Annotated in this window: 16 protein-coding genes and 1 pseudogene; all 17 read right to left on the reverse strand. The window is 31.0% G+C overall.

The window, feature by feature from the left end; translation table 11 throughout:
* Positions 1 to 63: 63 nt before the first annotated feature.
* Entirely contained in the window at positions 64 to 525 is a 462-nt protein-coding gene (locus tag AB8B22_RS09800) for a divergent PAP2 family protein (RefSeq protein ID WP_314082377.1), read from the reverse strand.
* Between the two features lie 63 nt (positions 526 to 588).
* Entirely contained in the window at positions 589 to 927 is a 339-nt protein-coding gene (gene yhbY / locus AB8B22_RS09805) for a ribosome assembly RNA-binding protein YhbY (protein ID WP_369710973.1), read from the reverse strand.
* An 18-nt stretch (positions 928 to 945) separates the two neighbouring features.
* Entirely contained in the window at positions 946 to 2,832 is a 1,887-nt protein-coding gene (locus AB8B22_RS09810) for a ribonuclease J (protein WP_314082372.1), read from the reverse strand.
* Between the two features lie 43 nt (positions 2,833 to 2,875).
* Positions 2,876 to 4,840, reverse strand: coding sequence for a penicillin-binding protein 2 (mrdA, locus tag AB8B22_RS09815; RefSeq protein WP_369710974.1), 1,965 nt, complete (start codon positions 4,838 to 4,840; stop codon positions 2,876 to 2,878).
* Positions 4,841 to 4,891: 51 nt separating this feature from the next.
* The gene (rsfS, locus tag AB8B22_RS09820) at positions 4,892 to 5,254 is read right to left on the reverse strand and encodes a ribosome silencing factor (RefSeq protein WP_314082365.1); all 363 of its coding nucleotides are present in this window, start codon (positions 5,252 to 5,254) and stop codon (positions 4,892 to 4,894) included.
* 66 nt (positions 5,255 to 5,320) lie between these two features.
* Positions 5,321 to 6,030: pseudogene (locus tag AB8B22_RS09825) on the reverse strand (RsmE family RNA methyltransferase).
* Between the two features lie 18 nt (positions 6,031 to 6,048).
* Entirely contained in the window at positions 6,049 to 7,053 is a 1,005-nt protein-coding gene (gene ruvB / locus AB8B22_RS09830) for a Holliday junction branch migration DNA helicase RuvB (protein ID WP_369710975.1), read from the reverse strand.
* A gap of 21 nt (positions 7,054 to 7,074) precedes the next feature.
* Positions 7,075 to 7,698: a DUF445 domain-containing protein gene (locus tag AB8B22_RS09835; RefSeq protein WP_369710976.1), complete on the reverse strand. Its 624-nt coding sequence runs from the start codon at positions 7,696 to 7,698 to the stop codon at positions 7,075 to 7,077.
* A gap of 167 nt (positions 7,699 to 7,865) precedes the next feature.
* The gene (locus tag AB8B22_RS09840; protein ID WP_369710977.1) at positions 7,866 to 8,288 is read right to left on the reverse strand and encodes a flavodoxin domain-containing protein; all 423 of its coding nucleotides are present in this window, start codon (positions 8,286 to 8,288) and stop codon (positions 7,866 to 7,868) included.
* 10 nt (positions 8,289 to 8,298) lie between these two features.
* Complete coding sequence (locus tag AB8B22_RS09845; RefSeq protein WP_369710978.1) at positions 8,299 to 9,501, reverse strand: acetate/propionate family kinase; 1,203 nt, start codon at positions 9,499 to 9,501, stop codon at positions 8,299 to 8,301.
* Between the two features lie 55 nt (positions 9,502 to 9,556).
* Entirely contained in the window at positions 9,557 to 10,561 is a 1,005-nt protein-coding gene (gene pta / locus AB8B22_RS09850; protein ID WP_369710979.1) for a phosphate acetyltransferase, read from the reverse strand.
* A 58-nt stretch (positions 10,562 to 10,619) separates the two neighbouring features.
* Positions 10,620 to 11,795 (reverse strand): signal recognition particle-docking protein FtsY, encoded by a 1,176-nt coding sequence (gene ftsY, locus AB8B22_RS09855; RefSeq protein ID WP_369710980.1) that lies wholly within the window; start codon positions 11,793 to 11,795, stop codon positions 10,620 to 10,622.
* The gene (gene tsaB / locus AB8B22_RS09860) at positions 11,795 to 12,580 is read right to left on the reverse strand and encodes a tRNA (adenosine(37)-N6)-threonylcarbamoyltransferase complex dimerization subunit type 1 TsaB (protein WP_369710981.1); all 786 of its coding nucleotides are present in this window, start codon (positions 12,578 to 12,580) and stop codon (positions 11,795 to 11,797) included. Before tsaB ends, ftsY begins: the two co-directional genes overlap by 1 nt.
* A gap of 82 nt (positions 12,581 to 12,662) precedes the next feature.
* Positions 12,663 to 13,118 carry a tRNA (adenosine(37)-N6)-threonylcarbamoyltransferase complex ATPase subunit type 1 TsaE gene (tsaE, locus tag AB8B22_RS09865; RefSeq protein WP_094079643.1) on the reverse strand — a complete coding sequence of 152 codons (456 nt, stop codon included), beginning with the start codon at positions 13,116 to 13,118 and terminating at the stop codon, positions 12,663 to 12,665.
* Between the two features lie 9 nt (positions 13,119 to 13,127).
* A complete protein-coding gene (rfaE2, locus tag AB8B22_RS09870; protein WP_172826481.1) occupies positions 13,128 to 13,580 on the reverse strand; it encodes a D-glycero-beta-D-manno-heptose 1-phosphate adenylyltransferase in 453 nt (150 codons plus the stop codon).
* Between the two features lie 229 nt (positions 13,581 to 13,809).
* Complete coding sequence (locus AB8B22_RS09875; protein WP_094079641.1) at positions 13,810 to 14,940, reverse strand: OmpA family protein; 1,131 nt, start codon at positions 14,938 to 14,940, stop codon at positions 13,810 to 13,812.
* A gap of 402 nt (positions 14,941 to 15,342) precedes the next feature.
* On the reverse strand, positions 15,343 to 17,373 hold the full coding sequence (glyS, locus tag AB8B22_RS09880) for a glycine--tRNA ligase subunit beta (protein WP_094080767.1): 2,031 nt from the start codon (positions 17,371 to 17,373) through the stop codon (positions 15,343 to 15,345).
* Positions 17,374 to 17,403 lie beyond the last annotated feature (30 nt).

Here is a 17,403-nt window from a genome sequence, read left to right on the forward strand (position 1 = left end):
ATTCTTTATTTTTTTTGTTATTGTTCATTATAATACAATTGAGAAATTTTTTCAACTTAAAATTTATCCCAAAATATATCTTTTGAATAAAAAACTCAACATTATTCCCAAAACAGTACCCCAAAATACTTCTCGTGGAGTATGTCCCAAAAGTTCCTTGAATTTCTCATTTATTATTTCTATTCCTTCTCGATGTTCTATCGCTTCTATTAATGTATTTAATGCTTTTGCATGTTTTCCAGCTTGACGTCTGACACCTGTCGCATCGTACAGGACAATTCCAGCAAATACCATTGAAATAGCAAATTCTATGGAAGCAGCGCCTTTTATAAAAAACACGCCAGTTGCGAGAGAAACAACCGTTGAAGCATGAGAACTCGGCATTCCACCTGTTTGAATTAACCTTCCCCACTGCGGTTTTCTTCCCTTAAATACAGGAAAAAAAACTTTGTAAAATTGCGCTGAAAGGCAAGATATTGCCGCAACATCCAAAAGTCTATTTCCAAATAATATTCCTGCACTCATCTTCTTTTCCTTTTCTTATTTCTTTTCTTCACTTTACTTCTATTTTTTCTTTTTTCAATTTTTTTATTTTTTATTTTTTTTCTTTTTAAATTCATTAAATTCAGTTGTAATTACTGCATCTTTTGTATTTTTAGGTTTAAAAAATATAAGAATATTTCCAATTTTATCCACAAAAATTGATTTTGTATCTTTTGCAATTTCATCAGCTAATTCTCTATCAAATCCTACTGATGAATTTTGCAAGATTTTTACTTTTATTAATTCTCTTTTTTTTACAACTTCAGCAATACTTTTTAAAACATTTTCATCTATTCCTTCTTTTCCAATTCTTACGACAGGCTCAAGATTGTGTGCCAGCTTTCTCAAAAAAGCTCTTTCTCTACTTGAAAGTTGCTGTACCATTTTGTATTATCTCCTTTCTCAATTATCCATAATTATTGGTAAAATTATTGGATCTCTGTCAGTTTCTTTTGACAAGAAATCTCCGACTTTTATTCTAATTCTCTGTTTTATTTTTCCAATTTCTTTAACTTTTTCACTCTGTAAAACGGAAAGTTCTTTTTTTACCAATTCCTTTGTTTTAGAAAGTAAGCTTTCTGCATCTTTATTGTAAACAAATCCCCTTGTAACAAGTTCTATATTTTCATTAAAAGTTCCATTTTTGTATTTTAAAATCGAAATAATTACTATTCCATCATCAGCTAAGTTTTGTCTATCTTTTAAGACTGCATTTCCAATATCACCAATTCCAAATCCATCAATGAATGTCGCTCCACTTGGTACTTTTCCAACTTGTCTAAACTCTCTTTTGGAAAGTTCAAATTTTGCTCCATTTTCACCCAACAGTATATTTTTTTCTTCAACTCCCACAGCAACCGCCAACTCTTTATGTTTTTTAATCATCGCATATTCTCCGTGAACTGGTAAGAAAAATTTTGGTTTTACAAGATTTATCATAAGTTTTTGTTCTTCTTGACAACCATGTCCCGAAACATGAATTCCAATTCCTTTTTCAAACACGACATTGGCCTCCCGCTTCATCAATTGATTGATATTTTTGGTTGCAGCCTTTTCATTTCCTGGAATAGGTGTTGCTGAAATTACAACTGTATCCCCTTGTCTTAACGTTATATATTTATGAGTTCCATTTGCGATTCTTGAAAGCGCTGCAAGTGGCTCTCCCTGAGTTCCAGTACATAAAATTAACACTTTATCTGCTGGATGTGTTTCCACTCTTTCAATATCTATCATTATGTCTTTTGGAAGTTTTAAATATCCCAGATTTGAACAAATTTCAAATATTTTAATCATACTTCTTCCATCAATTGCAATTTTTCTTCCATGAGAATAGGCAATATTTACAATTTGCTGTAATCTGTGAACATGAGATGCAAATGCCGCAAGTATTATTCTTCCTTTGGCTTTTGAAAATTCATCCTTCAAACTTTCTCCAACAGTTCTCTCAGATGGTGTAAATCCAGGAATTTGTGCATTTGTGCTGTCTGACAAAAGTAAATCCACACCTTCTTCTCCTAGTTGCGCCAGCCTTCCAAAATCAAATCCTTCTCCATCTACTGGCGTCAAATCCACTTTAAAATCTCCCGAGTGTAAAATTGTCGCAGCTGGAGTTTTTATGCAAATGGCGTAACAATCGGCGATACTGTGTGTAACACTTATAAATTCTACCGTAAAATATTTTGAAATTTTTAAAATATTTCTTCCAGTTATAACTTTTTCTTTTGGAAGTTTTGCATCTTTTTTTTCAAATTTCGCTTTAGCAAGTGCCAAAGTCAATTTTCCACCATACATTGGTATATTTTCTGTCCCCAATTTTTGATAAAAGTATGGTACCGCTCCAATGTGGTCTTCATGTCCGTGTGTCAGAAGCAAACCTTTTATCTTATTTCTATTCGATTCTAAATACGCAAAATCAGGTATTATAACGTCAATTCCCAAATGTTCATCTTCTGGGAATGTAAGTCCAGCATCCACTACAATTATCTCATCTTTATATTGAAATGCTGTCATATTTTTCCCGACTTCTTCCAATCCGCCTAATGGGATTACATACATTTTTTCATCTTTTGCATCATCTCTCAAATTTCTCTTGTCAACATGTCTATTTCTATTATTTGCAAGCGGAACATATCTAGTTTCGTTTTTTTCATCTAAATGTCTTCTGTTTGTATTTTTCCTTCTAAATCTTTTTAAATTAGATTTTATTTTATTCGTGTCTTCTTTTTTGGAAAAATGTCTTTTTATTGTTGAGTTTGAATTTCCTACTTCTCTTTTTTCTCTATCTGACATTTAGTAAACACCTCCTCACTTTATTTTTTTATTTTAAATATTTTTAGCTTTTTTTACTTTCAGTTTTATTTTTATTGTTTTTACCATTTTTGTCATCTTGTGGCTTATCCTTATCTTTTGATTTTATTTTTAAAACATATTTTTCTCTATATTTATTTATAAAGACTCTAGCCATTTCTCCAGAGGCGACTCCACCATATCCTCCACCTTCTACAACCGAAACAAATACAATTTGTGGTTTATCTGATGGAAAATATCCAGCTATCCACGAGTGATTATCTCCAAATCCAGAATTTTGTGCCGTACCTGTTTTAGCTGAAACAGGATAACCGTCTATTCTAAGTATTTTCGCTGTTCCACCTGAACCCATTACTGGCAGTCTCAATGCATTTTGCAACAATTTTATTGTCTTTGGACTCACATTTAACTTTCTTGAGAATTTTGGCTGATTCACTTCAACTTTTCCGTTATAAGTTACAAATCTGTCTACAACAGTTGGTTTTAACTGCACACCGTTATTTGCAATTGTCTGATAAACTGAAGCAATTTGTATTGGTGTAACAAGTACATAACCTTGCCCAATTGACATATTGATTAAATCTCCTGGAAGCCATTTTTGGTCTTGTTTTTTCTTAAATCTTTTCTTTTTCCACTCAGGGCTTGGTAATGTTCCTATAGATTCTCCAGGTATGTCAATTCCTGTTTTTTGACCAATTCCATATTCTTTAGCATATTTGTCAATATTTTTTATTCCAGCTTTTTGAGAAAATACATAATAGTATGTATTTACCGATTCTTCAATAGATTTAGCAAAATTAGTCACACCATGCCCACCTTTATGTGCATCTCTAAATATTGAACCTCCAAATCTATATTGTCCTGTAGAATTTACCGTTGCGTACGGAGAAATTCCTGATTCCAATATACCTGTACCAGTTACCGCTTTAAATGTCGACCCTGGTGGATAAAGTCCTGCAATTCCTTTATTTACAAGTGGTTTTGATTTGGAATTGACCAAAGCATTCCATTGATCTCCAGGAATTCTTGAACTCATCAAATTCAAACTTATTTCAGGATTACTCACAAAAGTGATAATTTTTCCAGTTTTTGCTTCCATTGCGATAAATGCACCGCTTTTACCACTAAATGCTTCAGTCATAGCTTTTTGCAAATCGAAGTCAATTGATAAATAAATATTTTTTCCAGTAACGCTTTCGTTTGTTGATACTTGTCTTATAATATTTCCTTTTGCATCAACCTCAATACTCTCTTTTCCATCTTGACCCTTCATTTCTTTGTCATAAGAACGCTCAACACCTTTTTTCCCAATTAAATCACTATTTTGATAACCTTTATCCTTTAATTCGTTGTATTCTTTTTCATTTATCGGTTTTACATAACCTATGATGTGAGAAGCTATTGTATCTTCAGGATAGAATCGTTTATTATATTCAACTATGTCGATTCTATCGTTATCCAATTTTTCAATAGCTTTTAGTGCGACAGTTTTATCCAAATCCTCGATGACCAAAATTTTTTTATCTGTCCCAAGTCTTTGTTCCTTAAAAAATTTGTCAATTATGTCATCCAAGCTCGTTCCAGTTACTTCATTGATTTTTTTTATATCAAGCATTGTTTCTTCCAAATCTTTGGCTTTTTTCTTTTTCTCAGTTGAAAGTCTTTCATGAATTTGCTCAGGATTCATATTTTTCATTTCTTTTAATATTTTTACATCATTTGTATCAAGTGTCTTTGTCCCAATGTGAACCAATTGGTAACCAGTCATATTTTTTGCAAGTAAATGCCCTTCCCTGTCATAAATTTCACCACGGTTAGCTTTTATTATATTCGTTCTAATTCTATTTTGCAACGCTCTTTCTTCGTATTTAGAAGCTTCTAAAATTTGTAAAGTAAATAATTTTGAAATTAGTATTAAAAATCCTATTCCCACAAGTGTAATAAAAGCAATAAACCTCGGATTTTTTTCTTCCTTGTCTAATTCTCTCATTTTCTTTCCTTCTTTGCCTTGTCTTTATTTTTTCATTTATTTTAAAATATTTTATTCGTCAATTTTTTCATTTTCTTTATTTTCTCCATTTACACCGTCATAAAACTCATCCAATTTGTAATAGTCTCTAGCATCTTTACTAAATATGCTAATAATCATATCCCCAGCATCAATCAAAACCCAGTTGGCTTCTTCTAGTCCTTCCACGCTTTTTATTGTTTCTAAATTTTTTTTCACATCAGTCGCAATAGCCTCAATATTTCTACTAGAACTTCCAGTACAAAGTATCGAATAATCAAAAAATGGTGATTTTCCACGCATATCATACACTTTGATATCCTGTGCCTTCTTATCCTCCATAATGTCAATTATTTGTTGAATTTCTGCACCAAATTCATTTTTTACTTCACTCATTTTTTCTTTTTCCTTTCTTTAATTTAATTTTATTTTGTTTTTTATTATTTTTAGTTTTTTAATTTTTTATTTTAATTTTAAATTTGAAATAATTCCCGCAACTACGATTGAAGCTGTTTCAGCTCGTAAAATTCTAGCTCCAAGACTCACTTCAAAAGCATTTTTTTCTTTTAAAAAATTCACTTCTTCTTTGGTAATTCCACCTTCTGGTCCAATTACACACAAAATATTTTTATCCTTTTTATCAATTAATTCAAAAATCGGCTTTGAATTTTCACTATTTTCATAAGCAAATATTATTTTGTCATATCTTTCGTAGTCAATTTCATAAATTTTTTTATTTCTGAAATTTTTGGAAATTTTACTCCTCTACATTGTTTTAGCGCTTCTCTGACAACTGTTTCCCACTTTTCTTTTTTTTCATTAATTTTTACAACAACTCTTTTCGTCTTTAACGGAATTATTTTGTTTACACCAATTTCTGTCAATTTTTGTATCACTAAATTCATCTTGTCATTTTTTAAAATTCCTATCGCCATATCGACATTTACATCAAGTGAATAATTATCTTTTATTTTTTTTATTATTTCCAAAATAACTTCCCTTTTAGAAATACTCAAAATTTTTGTCAAATATTCAAATTCTCCGTCAATAGCTCTCACTTCGTCATTTATTTGAAGCCTATAAACATTTTGAATGTGCCCACAGTCCAATTTATTGTCAATAATAATTTTATTCTCACTAATGTTTTTCTTTTCCGCTATCACTGTCAACAACAGCTTTTCACCTCATTTTTATTTTTCTATTATTTTTTTTATTCCCAGATGTCTGTAACCAGCTTCAGTTACAACTCTTCCACGGGGTGTCCGCTTTATAAATCCTATTTTAATCAGATATGGCTCATAAACTTCTTCAATTGTACGCTTATCTTCACCCAGCAAAAGCGACAATGTTTCTATCCCAACAGGTCCTCCATTATAGACATCAATTATTGAACTTAAAATTTTTCTATCGAGTTCATCAAGTCCCGTTTCATCGACTCCCAAAAGTTTTAAAATCCCATTTACACTCTTTTTGTCAAGTATTCCGTTTCCTTCGACAAGTGCATAGTCTCTTGCCCTTTTCAAAAGTCTATTTGCAATTCTAGGCGTACCACGGCTTCTCTTGGAAATTTCACTTATTCCGTCCTCGTCATATGAAATACTCAAAATATCGGCTCCTCTGCGAACAATTTCTTCCAATTCTTCCAATTTATAAAATTCCATTTTATGCGTTACTCCAAATCTGTCTCGAAGTGGTGTACTTAACTGCCCGGCTTTAGTTGTCGCACCAATCAATGTAAATTTTGGCAGTTCAATTCTAATACTTCTAGCTGACGGTCCTTTTCCAATTAAAATGTCAATTTCATTATCTTCCATCGCAGGGTACAAAATTTCTTCAACTGAAGTGTTTAATCTGTGGATTTCATCAATAAATAAAATGTCATTTTCTTCAAGTGAAGTCAGAATTGCTGCCAAATCCCCTGATTTTTCCAAAACTGGTCCAGTTGTAATCTTTAAATTCACTCCCATTTCAGTTGCAATTACTCCCGCAAGTGTTGTTTTTCCAAGTCCTGGAGGTCCATATAACAAAATGTGATCCACGGTTTCATTTCGCATTTTTGCCGCTTTTATAAAAATATTCATTTTTTTTTTCAAATCTTCTTGACCAATATATTCTCTAAAAGTTTTTGGCCTAAGTGACTTCTGAATATTGTCCTCTCCCAATTCATCGGGTGCCAATACTCTTTCTTTTTCCATCTTTTCTCCCTCTTTCAAAACTTATATCGCTTTTAGCACCAACATCAATAAAAATTGGAACACTGCGATAATTCCCCCAAGAACTCCACCTATTATTTCAATATGCTTTAGTTCATTTTTTGAAATTCTTAAAATAATTTCTTCTATTTCCTGTAAAGAAAAATTTTCCATTTTATCTAATATTATCTCACGAAAATTTATTTTCTCTTTTGCTATTTTTATAATTTCTTCAACAATTTCTTCTTTATTTTCCAAAATACTCTTTTTAAAATAAGATTTTATTTTTTGAATTACACTATCGTTTATAATCATTTTTAGTAGCGGATTTTTATCCAGAATATTCTTTTGCAACTTTTCTCCAATAACTTTATCTAATAATCTATCAATAACTCCATCAGAAATATCCATTTCTTCAATTTTTTCCGCAATATCGTCCACCGAAATTAACTCTTTTTCCACTACATCAGCTATATTTAAAGATATTTCCGCTCTTCTTTTGGGAATTAGCCCCTGTATTTTAAAAAAGAGAAAATTCATCTCCTTATATGGTCTAAAAAGTAATTTTATAGCTAAATAATTAGTAAACCAACCTATAAGTGTTCCAACAAGCACCATAAGACAAAACTGTAATATCAAATTTCTCAATTTTTTCCTCCAAAAACTTATTTTTTGAAATAGTTTATATTTAATGGTATCACATTTCTTATTTAATATCAAGAATTATTAATTCTTAGGCAAAATAAAATATGTTTGAAAAGAAAAAATTTTTACTTATTTAATCAAGGGGAAAAAATCCCCTTTTTTTGTTTTTACTACAATACTATTTTTCTTCCATATTCTTTACATTTTTCAATTTTTTCATTATCATCAGCTGCCAAGTGATTTATAAATCCTTCTCCTACGATTGAGAAATTTTCGCTAGTTAGCTGTTCTACCCAACTTTCCATAAAAACTCCTGTTCCCCAATCGTAAGAGCCAAAAAGTCCAACTGTTTTATTAAAAATTTTATCTTTATTGGATTCAATAAATTCAACTATTTCTGGCGCTATTTCTTCCGCTCCTGCAGCAGGTGAACCAAACGCTAAAAAATCAGCATTTACTGATTTTTCGTCAGCTTCTTCCACATTTATCACTTTCACATCTGCTCCCGCATCTTTTGCACCTTGTGCAATATATTTTGCCATTTCTTCAGTATTTCCTGTCGCTGAATAGTAAATTATATTTAAACTTGCCATTTTTCCCCACCTAACTTTCTCTTGTAAGTCTATAAGTATCTCTCGCTATCATTATTTCTTCCGCCGTTTCAATTTTATAAACTTTTACTTTAGAATTTTCTTTAGTAATTTCTACATTTCCCGGTAACCATTTACTTGATTTTTCTTCATCTAAATCAATTCCTAAATATGTCAAATCCCTACAAATATCTCTTCTCGCATAAAAAGCATTTTCTCCAATTCCACCTGTAAATGCTATTGCATCAAGTCCATTCATTGCAGCGGCATAAGCTCCAATATAAGATTTTATTTTGTAACAAAACATTTCATATGCCAATTTTGCTTTTTCATTTCCTTCTTCAACTCCAGCTGCCAAGTCCCTAAAATCCGAGCTAGGTCCAAAAATTCCTTTAATTCCAGACTGTTTATTCATTCTTGTATTCATTTCTTTTGGAGTTAAACCTCTTTTTTCCATTATATAAACAACTGCCGATGGATCCACATCTCCGGTTCTGGTTCCCATCATAACTCCAGCAAGTGGAGTTAGACCCATTGAAGTGTCAACAACTTTTCCGTTTTTCACAGCTGTTATACTAGCTCCATTTCCAAGGTGACAAACTATTATTTTGGAATCTTTTTTTCCAAACATTTGAGCTGCAATTTCGCTCACATATCTGTGCGAAGTCCCATGTGCACCGTATTTTCTAACTTTTAACTCTTCATAGTCTTCATACGGAAAAGCGTACATATATGCTTTTGGCTCCATTGTCTGATGAAACGAAGTGTCAAATACCACGACATTTTTTTTATCTGGAAGTAGTTCCATCATAACTCTCACACCCATTGCCGCAGCTGGATTGTGAAGTGGCGCAAGTTCTCCAAGTTCTTCAACTAATGAAATAACTTTTTCATCAACTAAAGCCGAATCTTTAAAATAAGCTCCTCCTTGCACAACTCTGTGTCCTATCGCATCAATTTCATCAACACTTTTAATAACTCCCATGCTATCGTCCTGAAGAAGTTTTAATACAGCGTCAATTGCCATTTTATGATCGTCCATAGGTTCTGGCTGTTCAGTTATTTTTATATCTTTTATCAAATTTTTGTAACTGATCATCGGATTTGCAATTCCTATCCTCTCGCACAGTCCTTTCGCAATTGATTTTTCATTTGTCATATCAATTAATTCAAACTTTAACGACGAGCTTCCACTATTTATAACTAATATTTTCATTTATTTATTCCCTCCAAAAATTTTTATTTATCCTTATCCTTATTCTTAATTATTATTATTCATCAGATTCAACAGCTGTAATTGCCACAACTTCAACTATATCTTCCACGCTACAACCTCTTGACAAATCGTGAACAGGTCTTGCAAGTCCTTGAATTAACGGTCCTAACGCTTTCGCACCTGAAAATCTCTGAGTCAATTTGTAACCGATATTTCCTGCATTTAAATCAGGGAAAACTAATACATTTGCATTTCCTGCCACTTTTGAGTTTGGTGCCTTAAGTTTTGCCACTTCTGGAACGATTGCCGCATCCAGTTGCATTTCTCCATCAAATTCAAAGTCCACATCTCTCATTTTTAAAATTTCAATCGCTTCTCTAACTTTTCTAACTGATTCTCCGTCAGCACTTCCTTTTGTTGAATAAGACAAAAATGCCACCTTAGGCTCTTTTATCCCAGCTGTAACTTTGGCTTTTTCAACCGCTGAAATCGCTATATCTGCAAGTTGTAACGCCGTTGGATTGGGAATAACTGCCGCATCTGTAAAAATAAGTGTTCCATTTGCTCCAAAGTCCGAGTCAGTTACCATAACAAACGAACTTGAAATTGTTTTTAGCCCTTCTTTTGGTCCAATTACTAAAATTGACGCTCTTAGTACATGAGCTGTCGGAGAAATCGAACCTGCGACCATTCCGTCAACTCTTCCTTGTTTCACAAGCATTGCCGCAAAAAATCTAGGATCTGACAACATTGTAGCTTTTGCCGCTTCAAAAGTCATACCTTTTTTTTCTCTTCTCTTTCTCAAAATTTCTGACATTTGGTCAATAGTCGCACAGTTATTTGGATCATAAAAAATCGCTCCATCCAAATTTACTCCCAATTTTTCAGCTTCTTTTTTTATTTTTTCCTCATTTCCCACAAGCGCAATTTTTGCAAGACCTTCACTCATAACTTTTTCAGCTGCTTTTAGCACCCTTGGATCTTCCGTTTCTGGTAATATAATTGTTTTTTGCAATATTTTTGCTTTAGCCTTCAAACTTTCTAATAAATTTTTAGACATTTTTTCAACTCCATTTCTTTTTTTATTTTTTATTTTTATTTTCACACATTTTTTAAAGCTAATCAGAAAAAATCGCTTCTACAAACTCTTTAGAATCAAATTTTCTAAGATCTTCAATTCCTTCCCCAACTCCAATAAATTTAATTGGCTTTTTTAGTTCATTAGTTATCGGAAAAATAATTCCACCTTTTGCAGTTCCGTCAAACTTAGTCAAAATAATACCTGTTAAATCCACAATTTCGTTAAAGATTTTAGCTTGCTCAAGTCCATTTTGCCCAGTCGTACTGTCAATTACAAGAAGTGTTTCAAATTTATCATTTCCCGATTGTTCTTTTATAATTTTATTAATTTTTTCCAGCTCTTTCATTAAATCTCTTTTATTATGAAGTCTTCCCGCTGTATCCAGTATCGCCACATCAAAATTTCGATTTTTAGCGGTTTTTACCGTATCAAATATGACAGCCGCAGGATCACTTCCGTGAGATTGTTTCACAACTTCAACGCCAGTTCTTTTCCCCCATTCCTCAATCTGTTCAATTGCAGCCGCTCTAAATGTATCTCCAGCTCCAATTATAACCTTTTTTCCTTCATCCTTTAACTTTTTCGCAATTTTCCCAATCGAAGTCGTCTTTCCAACTCCATTTACTCCGACTACCAAAATAATATTAAGTTTTCCATCTTGAATATCAAGTTTCGTATTTTCTTCGGTGTTGTAAACTAGTTTATCTTTTAGCAATTCTTTCAATTCTTCATAGACATCCTGCGACGCTTTCAATCTCTTTTTGGCAACTTGTTTTTCCAAATCTGCCACAATTTCCATCGTCATATCCATTCCAATATCAGATTGAATAAGCAGTTCTTCCAACTCTTCATAAAGTTCATCGTCAATTGTTTTTCCCAAAAACATCTCTTTCAATTTTGAGAAAAATCCTTTTTTAGGTGTGGCAAGTCTATCTTTTAGCGGTTTTAACTTCGGTTTTTTCTTAGTTTTTTCAATTTTTTCTTCTTTTTCTTCTTTATTTTCGTTTTCTTCTGATTTTTTTTCATTTTTTAATTTTTTATTTTTTTCAGAAATTTCATTGCCTTTTTTTATTTTTTCTTCTTTATTTTCTTTATTTTCTTTGTTTTCTATATTTTTTTTAATTTTTTCATTTTTTTCAGTTTCTTTAGTTTCTTCAATCTCTTCTTCTTTTTTCTTCTTTTTTCCAAATTTAAAAAAATTTTTTAACGCCATTATTTCTTATCCCTTTCCGCCTGTGATTTTTCCAAATAATTCGGTCTTAAATTAAAAATATCAGTTTTTTTATCTTCGAGTTTTCCTGCGAGCATCATTTGAACAAAAGTTGCCACATCAATTTTCAAATTTTTTTCTTCAAATAAATGGACACTTTGCCTCAAATTTTCTTTTATCTTTTCTTTATAATTAAAAACTGCATCTCCAATCATATAAATTTCATTATTTTTATTTTCTTCTCTATCTTCTTTATCTTGTTTACTTTCTTTATTTTTATCTTCTTTTTCATTTTTTTTATTATTAATTTCCAAGATTACATCATCCAATTTAGCAACTTTATAATCTTCTACTAATTCAAGTTTATTTTCAAAAATTTTATAAGTCGCAAAATAAACTTTTTCCTTTCTCGAATCTATCAAAGCATAAATTTTTTTATTAAAAAAATTATCGCAAGTCGCACAAATATTAAAAAATGCCTGATAACCTAGCGCATCAAGTTCATTCACTTCATAAAATGTAACATCTTCTCTTCCAAAAAAAATTCCTTTTACAACCGAAATAGCTATTCTCACACCTGTAAAAGAGCCAGGTCCAATCGACACAACCACATTTTTTATATCAGTTAATTTTTTTCCAGTCCACTTTAAAAGGCAGTCAATTTGCTCCAAAATTGTTGTAGAATGTGATTTCGCAACTTCAATATGAATTTTCCCCAAAACTTTCTCATTTTCATAAAGCGCAAGACCAGCCAATTTAGTGGTCGTAGTTATTGCAAAAGTTATCATAATCTCCCTTTCTTTATTTATTTTTTTATTTCTCCTATCTTTTTGTTTTTTCTTCTATTTCTTTTTTCTAATTTTTCTTTTTTCATTCTCCCAATTTTTCTAAATAATCTATTTTTTCTCCATTTTCAAATTTATAGACGGAAATTTTTCTCATATTTTCAGAGTGGTGATTAATTTCAATAAAAATCGTATCTTGCGGCATTTCAGATAAAATTTTATCTGCCCATTCTACAATTATGACGCTCTCTTCATCTCCGATAAAATCTTCAAATCCAATTTCATAAATCTCTTCAGTATTGCTAATTCTATATACATCAAAGTGGCTAATTTTTTTCCTTCCACTCTCATATTCAATGACATAAGTAAATGTCGGACTTTTTACATTCTCTGTAACTCCAAAATATTCACAAATTTTTTTCGTAAAAGTCGTCTTCCCCGCTCCCAAATCTCCAATTAGTCCAACACATCCGCCATTTTCCAACTTTTTTGCTAAACTTCGTGCCAAATTATTTATTTCATCAAAATTCATTATTTTCATATTTTAATCTCACTTTTTATAAACTTCAATTATTTTATTAATTATATCCGTCGTAGAAACATTATCCACAAAAGATAAAATTTTAACTTCTCCGCCATTTTTTTCCACAGTCTTTGTTTCCGGCAAATCTTCCTTTCTGTAATCTCCACCCTTCACATGAATGTTAGGTTTTAGAATATCCAGAAGTTTTTCCGGCGTCTTCTCATCAAAAATAACCGCAAAATCCACAAATTTTGTCCCCAAAAGCACGAACGCTCTATTTTTTTCGTCGTTAATCGGTCTTTTGTCGCCTTTATTGACTTTGACGGAAGAGTTGCTGTTGATACCCACAACCAGAACATCTCCTAAATTCCTAGCTTCTTCCAAATAAGTCAGATGACCTATGTGCAAAATATCAAACACTCCATTTGTAAAAACTACTCTTTTCCCCTCTCTTTTCAGTTCGATTATTTTTTCTCTCATTTTTTCTACAGTTAATAAATTTTCTCTAAAATTATTCTTCAATTTTTTCTCCTGAACAATACATAATTATAATAAATTATATCACATTTTTTACAAAAAAAGAAAATATTTAATCATTTTTTCTCATATTTTTTATTATACAAAAAAATATTCGCCTTCTTTTAAAAATAATTTTAAAAAATTATAAAATTTGAGAACTACTAAAAAATAGTTCCCAAATTATTAATTATTATTGGTTAATGAATTTAACATTTTTGAAGTCTACATTTTGGAAGAATAATTCAACTCTTCTGTTATTGTATCTTCCTTGTTGTGTATCGTTAGTATCCATTGGGTTAGTTTCACCTTGTCCAGTGATTGTTCCATAAGAAATTGAATTTTTAAGTCCATATTCTCTTAACAATCTTGCTACGTTTTGTGCTCTTGCAACTGATAATTTTTGGTTGTAAGCATTTGAACCAGTTGAATCTGTATGTCCAACGAAATCAATTGTTCCACCATCAGCAAATTGATTAATTACGTCTGCAATTTTTCTCAAGTCGTTTTGTTCATTTTCGTTTGGTACTCTTCCATCAACTTTAAATCCTCTGATTACACATTTTTTATCATCAACTGAGCAGCTAAATGGTAATACAGCATTTCCTCTAGTATCAATTGTATTATCAGGTGTAGGAACTGGAGTTGGTACAGGTACTTCTACTGTTTGAGTTATAACTTTAGGTGATCTGTCATTTTTCAATTGACCAATTCTATAACCTACTCTTACTCCAACTGAATCTAAATGATCTCTATATTTAGTTACACCAACATTTGGAGTTTTATCTGTTACTTTAAAGCTAGATCTTTCATATAAAGCTTCCAATGAAACTGGTCCAAATTCAGTACCAATTCCTGCTGCAGTATATAGACCACCTTTAATGTCTAATCCTGCCTGCTTTCTTGCTTCTCTTGATTCTTTAGCGAAGTTATATCCTGCTCTACCTAATACATATAAAGCATCGTTTCCTCCATTAGTTGTAATTAAGTTAAATTTACCTAAAGCATAAACTGGTACATCTCTACCAAGTTTTTTAGCAGTTGAATAAGTACCATTCCATTGTTCTTTTTTAGGTTTTAATTTTCCTGAGTTATTAGAGAATTTGTATTCTCCTCCTAATCCCCATTCAAATTCACCTTGGTTGTCTACGATGTATTCAACACCCGCAGTTGCACCATTTTTTACTTTAAAATCAGAATGTTTCCAATAATCTGCTCCTGATTTATATTTTCTGTAGAAATCATATCCACCTTTTACTTGGAATTCAGACGCTACAGCATTCAAAGCTAATAAAGCTGTTCCCAAAATAACTAATTTTTTCATTTTAATTCCTCCTGAATTTTCTATTTAATTTTACTTCTGCACTGCCTTGATTATGCTTAAATAGGTACACAATAAGACACTTTCATTCAAATTATATATTTTCTAAAAAACCAAAAATTAATTAATTTTTTAAAAAAATTTTCCAATAATTTGAATTTTTTAATCTAACTTTACTTAAGTAAGTATACACTATTTTAGCAAAAAAATCAAGTTTTTTTTGTTAATTTTATATCGGGTTATATTTAATTTAACCATCGTTTTATGGTTAGATATTAGCACTTTTTTTTTAAAAAGTCAATACTAAAAATTTTATTTTTCTATTATTTAACTGTGAAAACTATTCGAGATTCCAATATTGACTAGTAATTCAGCAATTAAACAATTCAAAATTTCTTAAAAATTTTATATATTTATCATTTTATCAATCGATTTTTCTAATTTTTTAAGCGTAGAAACTCTGTTATTTTTAATTGTTTCATCATCTGTGTTAATTATTACATTATCGAAATAGTTATTTATTACATTTGCGTTATTCAATAAAACTTGAATATAATTTGCGAACTCTTTATTTTCAAGCAGCTCCAATTTATTTCCTAAGTTAAATATAGCTTTTTCCTCGTTTTTTTCAAATAAATTTTCTGAAATTTTGATTTCATCTTTATTATCCTTAACTATATTTTTTACCCTTTTTAATAAGTTAATCAATGTTTCAAAATTTTCTGTTTTTGACAATTCCAATAATACTGACAATCTGTCATTTAATTTTACGATATTGTTTTCAAGGTTAATTTCATATGAAATCAAATCTTTGCTGTATTTTTCGCCTAAAACATTTGATAATCTTTGTTTAAACAATTCTACCACATTTTTCACAACATTTTTATCCAACACTTTTTTGTCAGCCGCAAAAATTTCGTAAGCCTTTTCAACTAATTTTTCGTAATTTAATTCTAATTTAGAATCCAATGCCACTTGAACGATTCCTTGAACCGCTCTTCTCAACGCATAAGGATCTTTTGAACTTGTTGGTTTTAAACCTACCGAATAACAACCTACTACAGTATCGATTTTATCAGCAATTCCAGCTAATGCTCCTTCAATAGTTGTTGGTAAAATATCGTTTTGGTATCTTGGCAAGTAATGTTCAAAAATTCCAAGTGCCACTTCTTTATCTTCACCTTGTTTTTCAGCATAAACTGATCCCATAAATCCTTGCAATTTTGTAAATTCTTTTTCTGCAATTACGTTTGAAACCAAGTCTGCTTTTGAAAGTTCCACTGTTCTTAAGATATTTTTCTTTTTCGCTCCATATCCCAATTCATCTGCCAAATATTCAGCGATTTTTTTACTTCTTTGTATTTTTTCGTAAATTGTTCCCATATCTTTTTGGAACGTAACTTCTTTCAATTTTTCCACATTATCGGCAAATTTACCTTTTAAATCTTCATCAAAGAAGAATTTCGCATCAGCAAGTCTTGGCTCAATAACTTTTTCATTACCTTTTTTCACAACTTCTGAATATTCAGGTGCATTTCTGATTACAATAAATTTATTTGTCAATCTTCCATTTGCATCTTTCACTGGAAAATATCTTTGATGTGTTTCCATAGTTATCGTGATAATATCTTCTGGAAGGTCCAAATAATCAGCATTAAACTCACCTTTTATCGCAAAAGGATATTCCACCAAATTCACAACTTCTTCCAATAAATAATTATTAATAATCGCAACATCACCATCATTTTCACAATTTTCTTTTATACTTTTCAAAATTTCCGCTTTTCTTTCAGCTTTTCTAGCAATTACACTATTTTTTCTCAATTTTGAAACATATTCGTCGGGATTTGAAATTTCCACATCTTGCGGTGCAAAATATCTCATCCCACGAGTTTTCTTTCCACCTTTTAATCCTTCAAACTCAAAAGGCAATACTTCTGTTCCAAGCAAAGTCACAAACCATTTTATCGGTCTTGCAAATCTAAATGTTCTGTCTGACCATTTCATTGATTTTTCAAACTCGATTTTTTTAATAACATTTGACAATATTTCTGGCAACACTTCTTTTGTAGGTTTTCCAGCAATAAATTTTTCAATTGAAATATATTTTCCTTTTTCATTTTCGATAATTTTTACATCATCAGGTGTCGCTCCTTGTGATTTTATAAATCCTTCTCCAGCTTTTGTCAATGCTCCATCTTTATAAGCGATTTCCACTGAAGGTCCAACACTTTTTTTATCCAAATCCGCTTGTTTTTCAGCAATATCTTTAACAATAATCGCCACTCTTCTCGGCGTACTAAAAGATTCTATTCCTGAAAATGCAATTCTTTCTTCTTTTAACTCTTTTTCCGCAATTTTTTTCAAATTACTTTCAGCCTCGTCTACATATCTCGAAGGCAATTCTTCTAATCCTATTTCAAAAAGAAAATTCAATTTTTTCACTCCTTTCGGTATTTTCACTCT

Source organism: Leptotrichia rugosa (genome assembly GCF_041200005.1).
Classification (GTDB): Bacteria; Fusobacteriota; Fusobacteriia; order Fusobacteriales; family Leptotrichiaceae; genus Leptotrichia; species Leptotrichia rugosa.

Excerpts from the sequence above, each read along its gene's own strand:
- ruvB (WP_369710975.1), bottom strand. The coding sequence starts at position 7,053 with ATGGAAAAAGAAAGAGTATTGGCACCCGATGAATTGGGAGAGGACAAT.
- AB8B22_RS09845 (WP_369710978.1), bottom strand. The coding sequence starts at position 9,501 with ATGAAAATATTAGTTATAAATAGTGGAAGCTCGTCGTTAAAGTTTGAA.
- pta (WP_369710979.1), bottom strand. The coding sequence starts at position 10,561 with ATGTCTAAAAATTTATTAGAAAGTTTGAAGGCTAAAGCAAAAATATTG.
- yhbY (WP_369710973.1), bottom strand. The coding sequence starts at position 927 with ATGGTACAGCAACTTTCAAGTAGAGAAAGAGCTTTTTTGAGAAAGCTG.
- tsaB (WP_369710981.1), bottom strand. The coding sequence starts at position 12,580 with ATGATAACTTTTGCAATAACTACGACCACTAAATTGGCTGGTCTTGCG.
- ftsY (WP_369710980.1), bottom strand. The coding sequence starts at position 11,795 with ATGGCGTTAAAAAATTTTTTTAAATTTGGAAAAAAGAAGAAAAAAGAA.
- AB8B22_RS09875 (WP_094079641.1), bottom strand. The coding sequence starts at position 14,940 with ATGAAAAAATTAGTTATTTTGGGAACAGCTTTATTAGCTTTGAATGCT.
- AB8B22_RS09840 (WP_369710977.1), bottom strand. The coding sequence starts at position 8,288 with ATGGCAAGTTTAAATATAATTTACTATTCAGCGACAGGAAATACTGAA.
- mrdA (WP_369710974.1), bottom strand. The coding sequence starts at position 4,840 with ATGAGAGAATTAGACAAGGAAGAAAAAAATCCGAGGTTTATTGCTTTT.
- rfaE2 (WP_172826481.1), bottom strand. The coding sequence starts at position 13,580 with ATGAGAGAAAAAATAATCGAACTGAAAAGAGAGGGGAAAAGAGTAGTT.
- tsaE (WP_094079643.1), bottom strand. The coding sequence starts at position 13,118 with ATGAAAATAATGAATTTTGATGAAATAAATAATTTGGCACGAAGTTTA.
- rsfS (WP_314082365.1), bottom strand. The coding sequence starts at position 5,254 with ATGAGTGAAGTAAAAAATGAATTTGGTGCAGAAATTCAACAAATAATT.
- AB8B22_RS09810 (WP_314082372.1), bottom strand. The coding sequence starts at position 2,832 with ATGTCAGATAGAGAAAAAAGAGAAGTAGGAAATTCAAACTCAACAATA.
- AB8B22_RS09800 (WP_314082377.1), bottom strand. The coding sequence starts at position 525 with ATGAGTGCAGGAATATTATTTGGAAATAGACTTTTGGATGTTGCGGCA.